This window comes from Taibaiella chishuiensis (assembly GCF_003014535.1).
Lineage (GTDB): Bacteria > Bacteroidota > Bacteroidia > Chitinophagales > Chitinophagaceae > Taibaiella > Taibaiella chishuiensis.
This window is the reverse complement of the sequence record NZ_PYGD01000001.1, coordinates 1,762,204-1,781,507: the sequence shown is the minus strand read 5'-3', so window position 1 is coordinate 1,781,507 and position 19,304 is coordinate 1,762,204. Positions and strand designations below refer to the sequence as shown.

Sequence of the window (19,304 nt, the reverse complement as noted above, 5' to 3'; positions counted from 1 at the left end):
ATGTTAGATGTTAGATGTTAGATGTTAGATGTTAGATGTTAGATGTTAGATGTTAGATGTTAGATGTTAGATGTTAGATGTTAGATGTTAGATGTCATCCTGAGCGCAGCGAAGGATCTCACCGGTAAGCTGGCCGTATTAACGTGTAAAGCATCAAGTACCAGGAGGAATGTTGTCATCCTGAGCGCAGCGAAGGAGCTCATCAGTAAGCTGGCCGTATTAACGTTTAAAGCATCAAGTACCAAAAGGTTCGATGTCATCCTGAGCGCAGCGAAGGAGCTCATCCGTTAGCTGGCCGTATTAACGTGTAAAGCATCAAGGACCAGAAAGACGATTGTCATCCTGAGCGCAGCGAAGGAGCTCACCGGTAAGCCGGCCGTATCAACGTGAAAGCATCAAGTACCAGGAGGAATGTTGTCATCGGGAGCGCAGCGAAGGAGCTCATCCGTTAGCTGGCCGTATTAACGTGTAATGCATCAAGTACCAGGAGGAATGTTGTCATCCTGAGCGCAGCGAAGGATCTCACCGGTAAGCTGGCCGTATTAGCGTGTCAAGCATCAACTCCCAAAAGGAAACCTGTCATCCTGAGCGCAGCGAAGGAGCTCACCGGTAAGCCGGCTTTATAAGCAGGCGCCACATACCCCAAAAAACAATGCTCATGCCTGATACAGCATGAGCATTTTTTTTTCAAATAAACGGCAATCAAAACACAACGCTGCCGGTTCCTTTTTTAACGGACCAGGGTTACATTACCCTCCCGGGTAAAGGCCCGCCCGGAATCGGTTACCGCGCTGATGAGGTATACATAAACGCCCAGGGGCTGTACAGCACCTTTGAAGGTGCCATCCCATCCCTTCTCGATATCGGTCGTTTCGAACACGAGCTGTCCCCAACGGTTAAAGATCTTGAAATAATTAAGGGTAGCGATACCCCGCTTGGCGGGTTTGAAGGTGGTATTGCCTTCTCCTGTTGGTGTAAACGCATTCGGAATATCGATAACGGTTTCTTTTACCAGCACATCAACCGAGTCGGATACTTCGCAGCCATTTTGGGTATGTGCCTTTACGAAGTAGCGGGTACGTACCTCCGGCCGGGCCAGCGGGTTGGCTATAGCAGCGTTGCTGAGCCCCGAGGAGGGGAACCATTGGAAATACAGGCAATTGCCCCCCGGTTCGAAGGCATACGATTCGCCGGGATAGATATTCACGCTGTCGGGCAGTTGCAGCACAGCAGCCGGGTATACCGCTACACGAACCTGTTTCCGGTCGATACAGCCATGTATATCTTTGATCACTACCGTGTAGTCTGTAGTGGTAAGCGGGTGGGCCAGCGGGTTGGCGATCGTAGTATTGCTAAGCCCGTAGGCAGGCGACCAGGTATAGGAAACGCCTCCGTCAGCAGCCAGTTGCACGGTATCCAGCGGGCATACCCCCGTATCGGTTACCAGCAGGCTGCCAAAGTCTGCAGGATAAACCGTAAGCCGTACGCTATCGCTGGCTACGCAGCCAATGGGCGTTGTGGCCGTTACTTTTATCGTTGTCGAGGTATCGCCGAAAAACACATTATCCGGGCCGGCGGTATACTGGAGGTCACCGGCAGGCGACCAGGCATAGGTAAAATTAAAACCAACCGGGCTTACTACCGCATGCAATACGATCGTATCGCCCTGGCACATTGCTTTGCCCGGTTCGGCCACCAGTTTTATATTCGTCGGGTTCGGCTCTACGGTTATCTTGAGGGTCTGTGAGGTATCCCTGCAACCCGCATGGCTCGCCTTAACCGTATAAGTGGTGGTGGTAGCCGGCGTGAGTACAGGCTCTTTCACAGCAGGGTTCGACACGCCTGCGGGCGGCGCCCAGCTATAAGCGTATTCATCACTACCCGTTATATGCACCGTTACCGCAGCACCCGCACATATGGTCGTATCGTGGTTGAGCAGGGTAAAGCCCTGCAAGCTGTGTACAAATACCGAATCTTTGGCCGTACACATCGAGGCGTCATTACTGCCCACGGTTACCACATACGTCTGGTCGCCGGGAGGTGTGGCAAGCGGTTGCTTTATGGCTGCGTCAGACAAGCCTGTAGCCGGCGCCCAGCTATACGTATAGGTGGTACCGGCATCTGCATTGGTAAGATTAAGCGGTAAGGTCACTCCCGTATTGCTACAGGTGGTCAGGCTGTCCGGCAACTGCAGCACCGGTTTGGCCAGCGCATGGAAGGTTATACTATTGCCTACTACCTGGTTGGTATTACAGCTGTCGGTAAGCGTATTGCCATCCGTACCGTTTTGCGCGGTGAGCGTATAAGTGCCAGTTGTCGTAATCGGTCCCGCAAGCGTCAGATCGATGGTATTGCTATACCCTGCGGCATTACAGCCTACCCCTACCGCACCGGTTACGCTTACCGCCGAGGGACCGGTAATATGAAAATCGGAGCCGTTGGCGGCTACCGTGCTGCATTTAATGGGCGTGGAGGTTTGTACCGTAAGTTTAGTACAGGCCAGGGTAGCCTGGCTGTACACCGGCCCGCCTGCTACGGTAAAGGTAAGCGAATCGGGCAGCGACAGGGCTGTGCCACAAAGGTTGAGCAGGGTATTGTTATCCGTGCCGGTCTTGGCCTTGATAGCGTAATTACCCGGGGCAAGCGCCGGGGAGAAGTTAACAACGATCGTATTGGTATACCCATTGGTACCGGAGCAGTTAACCCCCGAAGCACTGGTTACCGTACCCGACGGTGACAATTGGAAATCGCTGCCATTGGCCGCAATAGAATTGCAGGCGACCTGGGTATTGAGCTGTACGGTTACACCGGTTTTGTTACTGCAGGGCGAGCCATTGACCAGGGTGCTGAAATGCGGTGGGGTATTATCGCCAAACACCGCCGTAGAACCTGCAAAGTTGATGGTAAACCCGGAACTGGCCCCACCACCCGAACTCGAGTTATTGATCATGATCAGGTAGATATCACCCGCTGCCGCTGTTATCTGTTGCAGGTAAGGATTACCGGTCGCACCCGCCGCTACCGAAGTAATCGTTGAGGTCGAATTCAATCCTACAATACCATTATTCGCAACCGGTATATTCGTATTGAAGTTGCAGCGAATTACATTCGAAGAACTGAGGTTGTTACAATTGATGCCCGTGGCATTCACAATGGCGAAGTCATAATCGTCAGAAACAACGACCGGCGTTATGGTAAACACGATTGAACCCGGCGCATTTACCACCAGTTTCAACCATACGGAATTATCTTCACCGGTACCGAATCCACAGGGGGTAGTTGCAAGGTCGCTAACGACACCGTGCCCCTGGTAGCTATAGGGTGTAAAAAAAGAATTACCGCATAACTGTAGCGCCGTACAGGCATCTTGTTCGGGTTGATTGGGAGGCAGGAGTTGGGCATTCAGTACACTAACCGGTAAAACCAGGAGACACAGTAAAGTAAGCCGCAGGAGAAAGGAGCGCATGCTCATGGCATTAAAATTTTATGATGCAATTAACTAAATAAGTAGCTGCAACATTTCACGGTTTGCAATAATTAACACTGAATAAGCGCGATATCGTACTCTTTAACAAAGCTCATGTAACGTTAAGGGCTACGCGGATAAAAACACAAGCTATAGTTATAAACAGTCGGCTACACAGGAAAATCTCCGGCCAATAGGCGAATCTTTTGTTTATTTGCAGGCCAAAGTAATACAGGGCCTGTATTGGCCCTTTCCAACCTTATAAAACTGATTATGCGCCTTCTTATCCGCAATATTAAAACCCTGGCACAGGTAGAAACCGGCGCCGAAAGAAAATCCCGGGTATACGGACAGGACATGGGTACCCTGCCCTGCCTGGATGATGCCTGGCTCTACGCCGAACAGGGCATGATCCATAGCTTCGGTACCATGGACACCCTGCCCGCAGAGCTGCAGGCCGACGAGACCATCGATGCCTCCGGCCGCATGGTACTGCCTACCTGGTGCGATTCGCATACCCACCTGGTATTTGCAGCCCCCCGCGAGCAGGAATTTATGGACCGCATCAAAGGCCTGTCTTACGAAGAGATAGCCCGCAGAGGCGGCGGCATCCTGAACTCGGCACGCCGGCTAAACGAAACCAGTGAAGAGCAATTGTTTGAACAGGCGCTGCAGCGGCTCGAAGCGGTGATCGCACAGGGCACCGGCGCCATAGAAATAAAAAGCGGTTATGGTCTTTGCACCGAAGGCGAACTGAAAATGCTACGGGTAATCCGCCGGCTGAAGGAAGTAGCGCCGATACCGGTTAAAGCCAGCTTCCTGGCAGCCCATGCTTTCCCGCCGGAGTACAAGGAAAACCATAAAGGATATATCGACCTGATTATCGATGAGATGCTGCCCCGCGTTGCCGGCGAAGGCCTCGCCGATTATATGGATGCCTTCTGCGAAAAAGGCTTTTTCTCCGTCGAAGAAACGGCCCGCCTGCTGGAAGCGGGGCTGAAGTACGGACTCAAACCGAAGATACATGCCAACCAGCTGCACCGCTCCGGCGGCGTGCAGGTAGGCGTACAATACAATGCCATTAGTGTAGACCACCTCGAAAGCATGGGCGAAGAAGAGATCGACGCGCTGAAAGGCAGCAATACCATTCCGACCCTGCTGCCCGGCGCCGCCTTTTTCCTGGCCATGCATTACCAGCCTGCCCGCGCCCTGATCGACGCCGGTCTGCCGGTTGCCCTGGCTTCGGATTATAACCCGGGCTCCTGCCCTTCCGGCAATATGAACCTGCTGCTGTCGCTCGCCTGCACCCAGCTTAAAATGACGCCCGAGGAAGCGATCCATGCACAAACTATTAACGGCGCGGCTGCTATGGAACTGGAGCAGCAACTGGGCACGATAGCCCGGGGCAAAAAAGCCAGCCTTATCCTTACCAGGCCGGTGCCCTCGCTGGCCTACCTGCCCTACAGCTTTGGCGAAAACTGGATCGAGCGGGTAATCGTATAAGCGGATAATGTCCGCTACCAAGACAACACTATTTATTGAAACGAAAAAAGGGAATTGACATGGTCAATTCCCTTTTGCATTGCATTGAAGCAATTTTATTAACGGAGGTCGATCACCTCGACTCCGGGATTTTTCTTGGTATCGAAACTGAATTCGGCATCAGAAGCGGCAGAGCTGCTTACACCGGAAATGGTATAATCGTAAGAACCGCCTTTTTTATCGGCCATATTACCGCCGGAGATCATACCGGAAGTCTTGTCGACAAAGAGCTGTACCTTTTTAAATGATTTGGCGGATACAGGCACCAATTCCACTACGTCTACTTTTTTACCACCTACGGTTTTCTCGCCTACATAAGTGCTTTTGTACTCGCTGTTATAAGAACCGGAGAACAGTTTAGCCGGGGAGATGGTTTGTTCAGCAGGGTTAAAGCTGGTAATCTGTACTTCTTTGTTGGCAGGCAGGTAGGTCCATACCGATTTACCATCGCAGATAATCTGCTGGCCGGAAAGGTCTACTTTATACTTTTCACCTTTCATCAGGAAGGTTCCTTTTTTGCTACCGGTAGCTTTACCGGCTGCGTTATTGATCGTAAGGGCAAAATTGGCCTTCAGGCTTTTCATGCTTTTGATCTTGGCGCTGGCTTTATCCAGAATAGCTTTTGCTTTGGCGTCCTGTGCATTTGCGGTACCGGCTACCAGGGTAGCAGCCACCAGCAATAAAGAAAGGAACTTTTTCATATCAATTTGCTTTTAAAATTTAGATTAACAATTATCAATAAATCTGCTTTATGCCTATCTGAACAAACAGGCAGGAAACAAAGTTGCACAGCTTAGAGCCAATTTGCCGTTAAAGGTTTAAAAGGCTATTGATTATCAGCGCTGTTTTATTTCTATAAGCGTATAAAAAAACCGCTTCCGGAATCGATATCCAGGGAAGCGGTTTTCTTTATTTCAATGTACTTGCTATCAGATTAGTTAGCAGTAGCTTTACCTTTTGCTTTGGTCACTACTTCTTCCTCTACGTTTTTAGGCGCCTGGGCGTAGTGGCTGAACTCCATGGTAGAAGAGGCGCGGCCTGAAGACAGGGAACGCAGCTGGGTTACATAACCGAACATTTCGCTCAGCGGAACTTTAGCTTTGATTACCTGCAGGTTGTTACGGGTATCCATACCTTCGAGCATCGCACGACGACGGTTCAAGTCACCGGTAACGTCACCCATGTATTGGTCAGGAGTCAGTACTTCTACTTTCATGATCGGCTCCAGGATGATCGGCTTGGCTTTGCGGCCTGCCTCACGGTAAGCTTGCTTGGCACAAAGTTCGAATGACATAGAGTCGGAATCGACCTGGTGGAAAGAACCGTCGAATACGCGAACACGCATATTTTCGAGCGGGAAGCCAGCCAGTACACCGTTGTTCATAGAGGTTTCGAAACCTTTCTGGATCGCAGGTACAAACTCCTTAGGAATAGATCCGCCGAAGATGTCGTTTACGAACTGGAAGCGGCCTTTATCCTGGGCTAAGAACTCTTCATCAGCAGGTCCGATCTCGAACTGGATGTCGGCGAACTTACCACGACCACCCGATTGTTTTTTGTAAACCTCGCGGTGCTCAATTTTAATGGTGAAGGCTTCTTTGTAAGCAACCTGGGGAGCGCCCTGGTTTACTTCTACTTTAAATTCGCGCTTCATACGGTCTACGATGATCTCCAGGTGAAGCTCACCCATACCGCTCAATACGGTCTGGCCGGTTTCTTCATCTGTTTTTACACGCAGCGTAGGATCTTCTTCTACCAGTTTGGCAATTGCCATACCCATTTTCTCAACGTCAGCCTGAGTTTTAGGCTCAACAGCGATAGAGATTACGGATTCAGGGATAAACATGTTTTCCAGTACGATCGGGTGTTTCTCGTCGCACAGGGTATCACCTGTTTTGATATCTTTAAAACCAACAGCAGCACCGATATCACCAGCTTCGATGAAGTCGATCGGGTTCTGCTTGTTAGCGTGCATCTGCATGATACGGCTGATACGCTCGTTTTTACCGGAACGTACGTTCAGTACATAGGAACCTGCATCCAGGTGACCGGAGTATACGCGGAAGAACGCCAGGCGGCCTACGAACGGATCGGTCATGATCTTGAACGCCAGGGCAGCAAATGGTTCTTTAGCGTCTGGTTTACGTACCAGTTGTTTTTCAGCATCATCAGGATCAGTACCGTTGATGGCTTCTACGTCCAGCGGAGAAGGCAGGTAGCGGATAACGCAATCCAGCATTTTCTGTACGCCTTTGTTCTTGTAAGAAGAACCACACAGCATAGGGATAATGCTCAGATCGATGGTTGCTTTACGTACCGCTTCGTGGATCTCGTCTACAGAGATAGAGTTAGGATCTTCGAAGAATTTCTCCATCAGCTGATCGTCATATTCTGCAACGGCTTCAACCAGTTCAGCACGGTATTGTTGCGCTTCTTCCAGCATATCTGCAGGAATTTCGCCTTCGGTATAGGTCATACCCTGTGTAGCGTCGTCCCATACGATAGACTTCATGGTGATCAGGTCAACCACACCTTTGAAGTTATCTTCAGCGCCGATAGGCAGCTGCAGCGGAACCGCCTTTGCACCCAGCATGTCGCGTACCTGCTGTACTACCATCAGGAAGTCGGCGCCGATACGGTCCATTTTGTTTACGAAGCCCAGACGGGGTACACGGTAACGGTTAGCCTGGCGCCATACGGTCTCAGACTGGGGCTCAACGCCGTCCACTGCAGAGAACAGGGCTACCAGACCATCCAGAACACGCATAGAACGCTCCACCTCTACGGTAAAGTCAACGTGGCCCGGAGTATCGATGATATTGAATTTGTATTTTTTAGAATCCGGAAGCGGCTTGCCCTGTACGGTAGGGAAGTTCCAGAAGCAGGTTGTAGCCGCAGAAGTAATGGTGATACCACGCTCTTGTTCCTGAGCCATCCAGTCCATTGTTGCCGCACCTTCATGCACTTCACCTATTTTGTGGTTAACACCGGTGTAATACAGAATACGTTCTGTGGTAGTGGTTTTACCCGCATCGATGTGCGCGGCGATACCGAAATTGCGCTGTAAGCGTAAATCTGCCATGACAGTTTAGATTAAAAACTAAAAATTAATTTTAAGGGTGCAAAGGTAAGTTTTTTAAATTAATATCAGAAAATGATTTTAAGTATGTTTTCGGGAGGGTGCTATTAAATTTATATGAACGAAAAAAAGCCCTCCAGGCCCCTTCTGAGGCAGCCGGGTTCCTGTATTTTACCAGAAACGAAAACGTATGGTAATTAAAACAGGATATCTCATCCCCCGGGCAACGCTCCCCCATCCTTCCGGCACAATAAATGTTACCACGTTAAAAACATTCCTGAAGGATCAAAAAAGAGGCTGCCCCAACGGGCAGCCTCGGTATTCTTGCCTGGTATCGAAATAGTCAGGCTTACAATTTTACTACTTTCTGGCTCATCAGGGTTATACCTTCCGCACTGATCACCTTGAGCAGGTAACCACCGGCTGCAAGGTCTTTCAGCGACAGTTCGGCCTGGGTAGCACCGGTCCGCAGCGTGGTATTTTTAACCTCCTGGCCGGTAGCGCTGAACACCTTAACAGTAGCGCTGCCTGTAAGCGGCGCCATCTGCAGGGTCACTTTGTCGTCGGTCGGATTGGGAAACACACGGATCTCGTTTGCTCCTGTGATCGAAACCTTAGCCGACTCGGCGCTGGAAGGCAGCGAAGCCAGGCTTAACTCCGGTTGGATATATTCGCCTGAGCCCAGCAACATGGGTGGTGCAGTAGCGCCCCTGCCGGCAACGCCCGGTCCGTAGGTATGTGCATAGAGGCGTAAGCCTTCGCAAGGGCAGGAACGGCCGTAAATGAAGCGGTAGTTCTTATTCGGACTAAATACACCGGGAGCCGTACCGGAAAGGGTGCTGGTACCATTGTATCCTTTAAAGTTGTTGGGTGTGGTCCAGCTCGGTGCATTCACCACCTGGGTATTGGCCACTACGGCGCCTGTTGAGGTAATCTCCTCGATCTGCCAGAAGTGTTCGCACTTCTTGGAAGACACGGATGTGGCCGGTGTAGCGGTAGCGTTGTACGAAGTAGCCGTTACATTGGTAAAGTTAACATTGAACTGAACGTCGGCAAGCGGCACCTGTGGCAGGGCTACCAGGTTAAAGTTGTCCATAGCAATATCGTTACCATCGCCGATCATATTTTCGGGCAGGTATACGGTAAGGGTAACGGCACGATCAGTCGGAATGGTAATCGTTGTTTCGAGGGTAGACCAGGCACATCCTGATCCGGGGAGACTGAGGGGCACCGTCCTTTCGCGGGTCATGTCGGAGTCGCCGCCCACGCCCAGGGTTACCCGGGTAGCAGCATTAAAGGCACACTGGGCCATGCTCCTGAAGTCGGCACAGAACTTATAAGTACCGGCACGCAGGTTGATGGTCTGTTTCCAGGCTACTTTGCTCAGCGTAGCGGTTTCGGTAGCGGCATTTACGATCAGCGACCTGCCATAATCAGGACAAGCGGTAGTCCAGGTAGGCGATACGGCCAGGGCTTCGGTGCTGGTCAGCACGCTGTATTTGCCGGTGCTTACACTGTTCAGTCCGCCGGGAGCCTGGTAGGTATAGCCAGAGGTAAAGCCGGTATTGCCCGCTTCGAAATCGCCGTTTACGATCAGGTTGGTACCGGGGCAGCATTGCTTGCTGCAGGCTACCTGGTAGTCGTCGTTCTGACCACCGCCTTGTCCAATGGAAGCATTACCGACCATAATAGGCGCGAGGCTGCCGCTGCTCATGCTGAACAAGCCTTCGATGGTGTAGTCGAAACCGCCCGGGGCGAGGCCCATTGTGGATGGGTTAACAGGGAAGCAATAGCTGCCATCGGAAGAGAAGGTCATGCCGGGGATCGTCGTAACCAGGTTACCGTTCTGGTAGATACGCAGCATGGGTTTTACAAAACCGGTTTGGCCGTTAGGCGCACGCGGTACGGTAAAGCTGCAACAGATCGTGCCATCGCCGCAACCGCTGTTGGTCGTGGCCCTGATGGTACCATTGGTATTGCCCACGGTATTGCAATCGCCGCAGAAGTTGTCGATATAGGCATAACCGAAATGCCCGCCCAGCGCACAGTCTTTGGTTACAAACTGTACGGTAACCACCTGGCCTACCCGCGAAGATAAATTGATCTGCGCACAGGTCCAGCCGCGGTATACCAGGGTTTGGCCACCATAACTAGTGTTCTGGAAAAAGGGATTGGCTGCATTGGCCAGGGCCTGGTCGCTACCGCCGCCCAGGTCTACCAGACCGGGAATCTCTGCGCCGCTATTGTCCAGCACACGTACCCGGAAGCCAGGCTGTTTAGCGATATTGATACCGGTATGACTGGCATCATTGGGATTTTGCAGTACCAGTGCGTACCAGAAGCTGATATTCGAATTAGCAGCCGTTACTGTAAAGGTTTTGGAAATCAGTTCGGCGCCGCTGAGGCTGAAAGCATTGCCCAGGCGTACTGACTGTGTAGAGCCACCAGGCGCTACACGACTCATGGTAACGCTGGGTGTCGAAGCCAGCAGTATGGAATCGGGGCCGGCGGTCATCAGCGTATGATGCGCGGTACCACTGTTATAGGGGCCAGACATCAAACCGGTGCTAAAGCTATCATACTCTATCACGCCGCTGCCCAGCACACGGCCATAGCCGCCGCGCCACTGCAGGGGATTGATGCCGGTTTCGAAGTCGCCGTTGGTACAGGCGCTTACGCGTACGGGCCCGGGGAAATAGATCAGCGAGGTATCGAGCCTGATGCTTTGCTTACGGTAGTACTCGGCCGTTTCGCTTTCCAGGAATTGGGTGAATGTGAAGTCCTTTTCGGACAGGTTATTGTACTCCAGTTGTTTGGCGGCCTGGAAACCGGGTGGCAAGCTCTGCCCATACATAGCCTGGGCCATTAACCCGGCCGTGACCAGGCTCATACACTTTAACCATAGAGCGTTTTTCATAATTGGTTTTGGTTTTTAATATAAAATAATAGGCGCACAGGTCTGCAGCCCGGTGTGCCCCGAGCAAAAACAAGGAAAAATAAATTGCGGAATAACTGGCGGCGGTGCTTATACCCTGCCGCAAACCGGGAGATGCTAACGGGCCCCGCCAGGCGCCGTTCGTCCCTGATATTTGAATGCCTCACAGGCCTTACCGCTGCCGGCGGCCTGGTTACGGACCGGCGAGCAACTACACGCGGTACCGGAAAAACGCAGTTACTGTAGATATATCATTTGCAAATAATACCAAAACTCATTTGCACAAATTAGCTATTTAGTAACCTGCTAGTCATTCAATTAATCACATAAAGATAATCAACGATATTGCTATTGCACCCGCGGCTTTTACATATTTATATCATTAAAATTAAAATCTATGATTTTTAACATTTTACAAGGCAAAAATTGTGTTTTGTATATTTTAATTAAATAAAAATTTATAAAATATTGTTTTACAATAAAAAACACATTACATACATAGAAAAATAAAACTTGTACCGGGCAAACTGCATTTCATCCGGGGCAGGTACGGCGGCGGGCAGCCGGGGTAATTTCCTCGCAGCTAAGCGCTTCCACCTATCTTTAAAGCCTGGCGGCAACAGGAGGCACTAAACGATTTAGCGGGTATTTTGTTAACAAAGAGACCGTTTACATGCGGTTGCCGTATATGATGTTTCAGATTGTTATTTAGGCGATTGCTCCCCATAGCTTTCAGGCCACCCTGCATTACTAAACCTAATTTCATTTATGCGCTTTTATTCCCTATGTCTTTCTTTTTTAACCTTTTTGTTATGCTCCACCTTGCTGCTTCCGGCCCAGGACCTGGAACGGAGTGTTGTTAAAATTTCCATTACCAAACAGGAATACGATTATAGCCAGCCCTGGCAAAAATCGAAGCAATCCAAGGCTTCGGGCTCGGGTTGCATTATAGAAGGCAACCGGATACTGACCTGCGCCCATGTGGTGGAATACGGAGAGTTTATCGAAGTACGTAAAGCCAAGGACAACCGGCGTTATACCGCATCGGTGGCCTTCCTGTCGCCCGAATACGACCTGGCGATACTGACCGTGGATGACGATGCCTTTTTCAACAAATCGAAACCGATGCCTATAGGCGGCCTGCCCAATATAGCCGATAAGGTAACTGTGCTGGGCTTCCCTACCGGGGGCAACGACCTCAGCATCACCTCCGGCATCGTGTCGCGCATTGAGAATATAGAATACAGCTACGATAACTACAACGACCTGGGCATACAGATCGATGCCGCCATAAACCCGGGCAACAGCGGCGGGCCGGTAATTATGGACACCGCGCTGGCCGGCGTTGCCTTCCAGGGCCGGTCGTCGAGCCAGAGCATCGGGTATATGGTGCCTACCACTATTATCAAATCGTTTCTGAGGGATATAGCCGACAGCACCTACGAAGGCCCGGTGCCCGTACTGCTGCAATGGCAGAACCTGGAAAACCCTGCGCTGCGTAAATGTTATGGCATCAGCGATACCGCCAGCGGCGTGCTCATCAACAAGATCCACCACTGCTCGGCCCTTACGGGCGTGCTGCAACCCGACGATATCCTGTTGTCGGTAGATAGTATGGATATCCAGAACGATGGCTCTGTAGCCCTTAATGCCAATGTAAAAACCACCTTCGAGACTATTATTAAAAACAAAAGCGTGGGCGATACCGTATCGCTGACCATACTGCGCGACGGCCTGGACACTACCATGAAAAAGGTACTGGAATACAGCCGCAGTAAAGACCTGCTGGTGGGTAAAGTAGACCTGGCGCCCAAGTATTATATACAGGACGGTTTTGTGTTTACTACGCCGTCCTATTATTACTTTCAGAACGAATCGTACTGGCAGTATTATAATCCCCTGCTGAGCTATTACTACTATGGTAAAATACTGAATACACCCGATGTGGAAGAGCTGGTGATGATCTCGTCGGTATTACCCGATAAATCCAACATCGGTTATCATGATATCAGTAATAAGATCGTGGCGCGGGTAAATACCTACCCGATCCGCAACTTCAACGACCTGGTAAAGATATTTGCGCACGTGACCGATTATTTCGTGATCGAAGATACCGAAGGCAATAAATATGTACTGGATACCAAAGATTTAGCGCAGACCAATGCCGAAATATTGCGCAAATACGGCATTCCCCAACAGATGCGGAATTAACTTAACTGTTGCCAAAACACAAAACAAACGTTGCGGGAATTGCAAGGCAACGTTAATTCGTTAAGCGGTGGTTAATGCTTTAACAGTTCTTTGGTAACCATTCCGGGTCGTAAGGCGTTATTTTGTCGTAGTTGACCGGGCAGCAGTAATGCAGGCACGGACAGCAAAAAGAAAGTAGCCTTCCTGAGTGTCCGGGAAAAAATTTAATGTCAACCAAAACCTTTTTAATCATTTTCGTCTCACTGACCAGCACCCTTTCGGTTACTTCGGGGAACCAGTCTAAGAGGCACAAAATTTAAAAATTATGAAAAAAGTATTTTTGTCAATGGCTTTATTAGGCCTTTTCGCAGTAGGAACAGTTAACGCTCAGGATAAAGACAAACAAAAGAAAGAAGAGCAAAAAACAGAACTGAAAAAAGACGAAGCACAGCAGGATCCGAACCAACAGCCTCAGCAAATGAGCAACGAAGAGCAAAAAGGCAAAGAAGATCAGCAAAAACAATTTGATCCGAACCAACAGCCTGTAAAAGAACAAACAACTACAGACAGCGTTCCTAAATAAGAAAGCTGACACCCTGTTGCTTTGAACAACAAATGCGCAGGTTGGAATACCAAGTGCTCCGTCCGTTTTGGGCGGGGCACTTTCTTTTATACCTTACCAAAGCAGGTTTTTGTATTTTCACGGCATTAAAAAATCCCGGTCCTTACTGATGAAACCAGCTTTACCCCTGTTTTTTTTGTTTATTTTTTGTACCATGGCGCTGCAGGCGCAGCAAATACCCGGCGATGATGCCCTGTACTGGAAAAACCGCAAACCCCATGCCGCCTACTGGCAACAGGACGTAGCGTATACCATCGACGCCGCTATCGACGAAAGCACCCATATCATTACCGCTAAAGAGCAGCTTGTTTATACCAACAATTCGCCCGATACCCTGCATTTCGTTTTTTTCCATCTTTTCCAGAATGCCTTTATCAAAGACGCCTATACCCATCGCCTGGAAAAAGCGAATGGCGTGATACCCCGCTTGGGATCGTACGAAACACAGGGTTACGGCACACTCGTCGATAACCTTACCGCCGATGGCCAGCCGGTAAAAACCGAACTCGATAATACCATACTGAAGGTATACCTGCCCAGGCCCCTGCTGCCCGGCGCCGCCGTGGTATTTAAGATGGACTTCGAAACCTTTTTCGATAACGGCGGCACCCGCCGGCGTATGCAGATGTACGATGCCTGGGGCTTTACCCATTACAACGGCTGCCAGTGGTTTCCCAAAATAAGCGTTTACGATGCCAAATTCGGTTGGGATACGCAACAGCACCTGGGTAAAGAGTTTTACGGCGACTTCGGCAGTTTTGATGTAACCCTCGAATTTGCCGCCAACTATATCGTAGAAGCCACCGGCGTATTGCAAAACCGCGAAGCGGTGCTGCCCCCTGCCCTGAGGGAACAACTGGACCTGAAACACTTTGCCCACAAAAAATGGGACGAAAAACCATCCGTCATTATTCCCTATGATAAAGCACAGCGTAAACAATGGCACTATAAAGCGGCTAACGTACACGACTTCGCCTTTACGGCCGATCCCAGTTACCGCATTGCCACCCTATACCAGGATGGCGTGGAATGCGTGGCCATAGCACAGGAGCCGCATGCTTCGGGCTGGCAGAATGCAGCGAGCCTGGTGGCGGCCACCATACGCACCTTTTCGGAACACATAGGTCCTTACCATTATCCCAAAATGGTGGCCGCAGATGCCAACGATGGTATGGAATACCCTATGATCACGATGGATGACAGCCGCGACCCGGAATACCGCGGACTGCTGGTACACGAAATCGGGCACAACTGGTTTTACGGAATGGTGGGCAGTAACGAAACCTACCGCGCCGCGCTCGACGAAGGGTTTACCCAATTCCTGACGGCCGAGGGCCTGCGTTATATCGACGGCGATACCTTTGTGGAAAAACCGGTAAAGGGCAAATGGCGGCAACGCTTTGCCGAACCCCGCCTGGCCCGCGACGTAAGAGTGTACAATACCTATATCGGCGATGTGGCCACGGGTAAAGACCACCAGCTCAATACCCAGTCCGACGACTTTGGCGGCGCGCTGGGCCATGACGGCGGCTACCGCCTCGTGTATTATAAAACCGCCGCCATGCTGTACAACCTGCAATATGTACTCGGCGACAGCCTTTTCAGCAAGGCGATGCAACACTATTTCGACCAGTGGAAATTTGCCCATCCTTACCTCGAAGACTTCCGCAATTCCATAACCGGGTATACCAAAGCGGACCTGAACTGGTTTTTCGACCAATGGCTCGAAACCACCAAACCCCTGGACTACGGCATATCCCGCATTAAAAAGATACGCGGCACCGATAGCTTCGAGATCGGGCTGAGCCGACGCGGCGCCATGCAGATGCCTGTCGATTTTACCATTACTACCCAACAAGGCAATAAACAGAGTTATTACATTCCCAATACCTGGTTCGAAAAGGCCACTACGGCCACTACCCTGCCCCGCTGGATCGGCTGGGGCAAGCTTAACAAGCAATACAAGGCCCGGGTAGCCGTACCCGAAGGCATCAGGTCGGTGCAGATCGATACGACCTTGCGCCTGGCCGACCGCAATATGCTCAACAACAGCCGGGGCATACCCAAAATCGTTACCCGCCTGGATGGCGGTCTGAAACCGGCTTTCGACTGGAAGCACTACCGCCTGTACCTGCGCCCGGATGTATGGTACAATGCCATAGATGGCGTAAAGGCCGGCCTGCACTTCGAAGGCGCGCAGATGAACACCTTTTTCAAAATGGAAGGATCGGTATGGTTCAACAGCCAGCTGGGCCGCTGGGACTTATTCAGCCGCTCGTACAATCCCCACCGCTACAGCAATTATGCGCCTGTTAATTACACCTTTAACTTCGCTACGCCGGTAAGCCGTAACCTTACCCAACTGCAGGTTACTGCAGCCAGCCGGCTGCTCGACGGTCTCTGGTTCCATAAAGCCGGCCTGAACTGGGACATCGGCAATAGCGACCGGCTCAGCATCAGCGCACAGAGTTTTTACCGGCCCAACGGCAGCAGCCTTAACTACCTGCTCTACTATTATGAATGGAGCAGTATAACCAACAGGAAAAACAACAGCCTGAATATTGCCTATACCCATACCTACGGTTATAAACGCGGCGGCGGACAGGTTACCCTCTCAGCCCGCACACCTATTATTTCCGACTATTTCAACTATAACTACGCCCAGGTCGAGGCCGTCAATACCCATGCGCTGGGCAGGCTGCAACTGCGTACGCGGCTCTTTGCCCGTTACGGCCTGGGCGACCGTATGCCGCGCGAAAGCAGCCTGTTCCTCGCAGGAGCAAGTCCGGAGGAGATGATGGACGATAAATATGTACGCAGCATGGCTTTTGTACCCGACGACTGGCGCAATTTTTCGCGTTACGAAACCAATCATTTCCAATACGGCGGCGGACTTAACCTGCGTGGTTATGCGGGTTACTATGCCTTCGATATACGTAATGGACAGGAGCTGGTAGGCTATAAAGGCCGCAGCGGCGCCGCCCTCAATATAGAAGCCGATTTCAGCCGGTATTTCCGCTGGCAGCCCGCGCTGACCAAAAACTGGCTGTCGGTAAACCTTTACGCTTTTGCCGATGCAGGTATTATGGAACTCAGCACTTACGGGCAAACGGCGCCACCCAACGTATGGAAATTCTATTATGTGACCACGCCGGCCAATAAGGTATCCGATCTGCGCATGGATGCCGGTATCGGGGCGGCCTTTACCATAAAACGCTGGGGCGTGTTTGAAAAGGCGAAGCCGCTTACCATCCGTTTCGACATGCCGTTATGGCTCAACAGGCCGCCCTATGGCGCGCCACAGTACCTGGGCGCCCGCTGGCTGTTCGGGGTCAGCAGGGCCTTTTAAGCGTAAAAAACCTGTTAAGCAATTTAACAATCGCATTAACACCCTTGCCCTTGTCCGAAAAAATACTTTTTTATCTTTACGCCCTATTCAAAAAAAATTTAACCCAGCAACTATATGCGCATTTTATTTTCGATTGCATTAGGAGTCGGTACTGCAGCCCTTGCATTACCGGGTAATGCACAAACCTTGTTCTCCTACGGCAACAACCCGGTGAGCAAGGAAGAATTCTTAAGAGTATATCAAAAAAACAATGCTCAGAAAAAACCGGATTACAGCGAAAAATCGGTAAAAGAATACCTCGACCTCTATGCCCTGTTCCGCATGAAGGTAAAAGAAGCGGAAAGCCAGAAACTGGATACCACCGCTGCGGTAATCAGCGAGCTGAACAACTATAAAGGTCAACTGGCCCGTACCTATCTCTCCGATAAAGAGGTGACCAAAACCCTGATTCGCGAAGCCTACGACAGGATGCAGGAAGAGGTACGCGTGTCGCATATCCTGGTGGCGCTGCGTCCCAACGACGATACCGCCAAAGCTTACCAGAAGATCGACAGCATTTATAACGCCATTACCCGCAACAAGGCCGACTTCGGCGCCATGGCCCGCGAGTTTTCGGACGATAAGGCCTCTGGCGCCCAGAATGGCGAAATAGGTTATATCACGGCACTGCAGGTCGTATACCCTTTCGAAAACGCAGCCTATAAAACCCCGGTAGGACAGGTGTCCAAACCCTTCCGCACACAGTTCGGCTATCATATCGTAAAGGTAGAAGACAAACGCAAGAGCAAAGGACAGGTGCAGGTAGCCCAGATCATGATTGCTTCGCCAAAATCGAAAGGAGAAGAAGGACTGGCCCAGGCCCGTAAAAAAATGGCAGAGATCCAGGAAGCCCTGAAAAAAGGCGCTTCGTTCGAATCGCTGGTAAAACAATACTCTGAAGACAAGTTTACCAAAGATAAAGAAGGCCTGCTGGAACCATTCGGCGTAGGCCGTATGGCGCCTACTTTCGAAAATGCAGCCTTCGCGCTGAAAAATGTAGGCGACGTATCTGAGCCGGTTACCACGGAATATGGTATGCACATCATGAAGCTGGTAAAAAAGATACCGGTACAAACCTTCAATGAAGTACAGGACAATATCAGCCGCAGGGTAGAAAACGACAGCCGCGCCCTGGCTGCCAAAGAAGCCTACCAGGAGAAAGTGAAAAAGCAAAACGGCTTTAAAGAATACACCGAAAACTTCGACAAACTGGTTGCAGCCCTGCCAGCCGATACCGCCAAGGACAAGAGCTTCAAACTGGAAGATTTCAAAGCTTATACCGCTCCTGTATTTGACCTGGGTGGTAAAAAATACACGCAGTACGACTTTATGACCTATGTAACCGGTCTTACGCGCGGCAACCTGATGGGCAGCAAGAACAACACCATGCGCGACCTGTTCAAAATGTACCAGAACACAACCCTGAACGACCTGCAACAGGCCGAGCTGGAAAAGAACAATACCGACTACCGTAACCTCGTACACGAATACCGCGACGGTATCCTGCTGTTCGACCTGATGGATAAGAATGTATGGAGCAAAGCGTCGAAAGACACTACCGGCCTGATGGAATTCTACAATACCAACAAAGCCAAATACAAGTGGCAGCCCGGTTTTGAAGGTACCGTATACCAGTCGGTAAGCGAAGTAGACCTGAACAAACTTAAAGCAGCGATCGACAAAGGCATCGATGTTGCCGATGCAGTAGGTAAGATCAACACACCGGAGAATCCTTCTCAGATCACCCAGGAAAGCGGCAGGTTTGAAGCCAACCGTTTCCCCGTAGGTATCGAAGCGTTTAAAGAAGGCGCGGCCAGCACCGTATTCCGTAACGAAAACGGCACCTTCAGCATGGTATTCGCACACAAAGTATTTACACAGGCCACCGAAAAAAGCCTGGAAGAAGCCCGCGGTTTTGCCGTAGCCGATTACCAGGACTACCTGGAAAAGAAATGGAACCAGGACCTGAAAGAGAAATACCCGGTTAAAGTGGAATCGAAAGCCCTGAACAGTATCGTTAAATAACAGGCAATCCATCCTTATTATACAGAAAGCTACCTCCTGCAGGTAGCTTTCTGCTTT

At 50.6% G+C, this 19,304-nt stretch carries 10 protein-coding genes; 6 read left to right on the top strand and 4 right to left on the bottom strand.

Going from position 1 to position 19,304, the window contains the following annotated elements:
* Positions 1-84: 84 nt before the first annotated feature.
* Positions 85-291, top strand: coding sequence for a hypothetical protein (locus B0I18_RS07470; protein ID WP_106522001.1), 207 nt, complete (start codon positions 85-87; stop codon positions 289-291).
* A gap of 439 nt (positions 292-730) precedes the next feature.
* On the opposite strand, the gene B0I18_RS07465 is transcribed toward B0I18_RS07470, so the two are convergent.
* Complete coding sequence (locus tag B0I18_RS07465; protein WP_106522000.1) at positions 731-3,472, bottom strand: T9SS type B sorting domain-containing protein; 2,742 nt, start codon at positions 3,470-3,472, stop codon at positions 731-733.
* A 267-nt stretch (positions 3,473-3,739) separates the two neighbouring features.
* Between B0I18_RS07465 and hutI the strand changes: the two genes are divergently transcribed.
* Positions 3,740-4,969: an imidazolonepropionase gene (gene hutI / locus B0I18_RS07460; protein ID WP_106522067.1), complete on the top strand. Its 1,230-nt coding sequence runs from the start codon at positions 3,740-3,742 to the stop codon at positions 4,967-4,969.
* 98 nt (positions 4,970-5,067) lie between these two features.
* Here hutI and lolA1 read toward each other — a convergent pair whose 3' ends face one another.
* The 3 genes from lolA1 to B0I18_RS07445 form a co-directional block, all read right to left on the bottom strand.
* Complete coding sequence (gene lolA1 / locus B0I18_RS07455; protein ID WP_106521999.1) at positions 5,068-5,709, bottom strand: outer membrane lipoprotein periplasmic chaperone LolA1; 642 nt, start codon at positions 5,707-5,709, stop codon at positions 5,068-5,070.
* 233 nt (positions 5,710-5,942) lie between these two features.
* A complete protein-coding gene (fusA, locus tag B0I18_RS07450; RefSeq protein ID WP_106521998.1) occupies positions 5,943-8,090 on the bottom strand; it encodes an elongation factor G in 2,148 nt (715 codons plus the stop codon).
* Between the two features lie 346 nt (positions 8,091-8,436).
* The gene (locus B0I18_RS07445) at positions 8,437-11,004 is read right to left on the bottom strand and encodes a T9SS type A sorting domain-containing protein (protein ID WP_106521997.1); all 2,568 of its coding nucleotides are present in this window, start codon (positions 11,002-11,004) and stop codon (positions 8,437-8,439) included.
* Between the two features lie 786 nt (positions 11,005-11,790).
* Between B0I18_RS07445 and B0I18_RS07435 the strand changes: the two genes are divergently transcribed.
* The 4 genes from B0I18_RS07435 (at position 11,791) to B0I18_RS07420 (ending at position 19,247) form a co-directional block, all read left to right on the top strand.
* A complete protein-coding gene (locus B0I18_RS07435) occupies positions 11,791-13,233 on the top strand; it encodes a S1C family serine protease (RefSeq protein WP_106521995.1) in 1,443 nt (480 codons plus the stop codon).
* 304 nt (positions 13,234-13,537) lie between these two features.
* On the top strand, positions 13,538-13,795 hold the full coding sequence (locus tag B0I18_RS07430; protein WP_106521994.1) for a hypothetical protein: 258 nt from the start codon (positions 13,538-13,540) through the stop codon (positions 13,793-13,795).
* Positions 13,796-13,943: 148 nt separating this feature from the next.
* Positions 13,944-17,183, top strand: coding sequence for a M1 family metallopeptidase (locus B0I18_RS07425; protein ID WP_106521993.1), 3,240 nt, complete (start codon positions 13,944-13,946; stop codon positions 17,181-17,183).
* A gap of 114 nt (positions 17,184-17,297) precedes the next feature.
* On the top strand, positions 17,298-19,247 hold the full coding sequence (locus tag B0I18_RS07420; protein ID WP_106521992.1) for a peptidylprolyl isomerase: 1,950 nt from the start codon (positions 17,298-17,300) through the stop codon (positions 19,245-19,247).
* Positions 19,248-19,304 lie beyond the last annotated feature (57 nt).

Bases quoted from the DNA above. Each gene is read 5' to 3' on its own strand.
- B0I18_RS07470 (WP_106522001.1), top strand. From the start codon at position 85: ATGTTAGATGTCATCCTGAGCGCAGCGAAGGATCTCACCGGTAAGCTG.
- B0I18_RS07445 (WP_106521997.1), bottom strand. From the start codon at position 11,004: ATGAAAAACGCTCTATGGTTAAAGTGTATGAGCCTGGTCACGGCCGGG.
- B0I18_RS07430 (WP_106521994.1), top strand. From the start codon at position 13,538: ATGAAAAAAGTATTTTTGTCAATGGCTTTATTAGGCCTTTTCGCAGTA.
- B0I18_RS07465 (WP_106522000.1), bottom strand. From the start codon at position 3,472: ATGAGCATGCGCTCCTTTCTCCTGCGGCTTACTTTACTGTGTCTCCTG.
- B0I18_RS07425 (WP_106521993.1), top strand. From the start codon at position 13,944: ATGAAACCAGCTTTACCCCTGTTTTTTTTGTTTATTTTTTGTACCATG.
- lolA1 (WP_106521999.1), bottom strand. From the start codon at position 5,709: ATGAAAAAGTTCCTTTCTTTATTGCTGGTGGCTGCTACCCTGGTAGCC.
- fusA (WP_106521998.1), bottom strand. From the start codon at position 8,090: ATGGCAGATTTACGCTTACAGCGCAATTTCGGTATCGCCGCGCACATC.
- B0I18_RS07435 (WP_106521995.1), top strand. From the start codon at position 11,791: ATGCGCTTTTATTCCCTATGTCTTTCTTTTTTAACCTTTTTGTTATGC.
- B0I18_RS07420 (WP_106521992.1), top strand. From the start codon at position 17,298: ATGCGCATTTTATTTTCGATTGCATTAGGAGTCGGTACTGCAGCCCTT.
- hutI (WP_106522067.1), top strand. From the start codon at position 3,740: ATGCGCCTTCTTATCCGCAATATTAAAACCCTGGCACAGGTAGAAACC.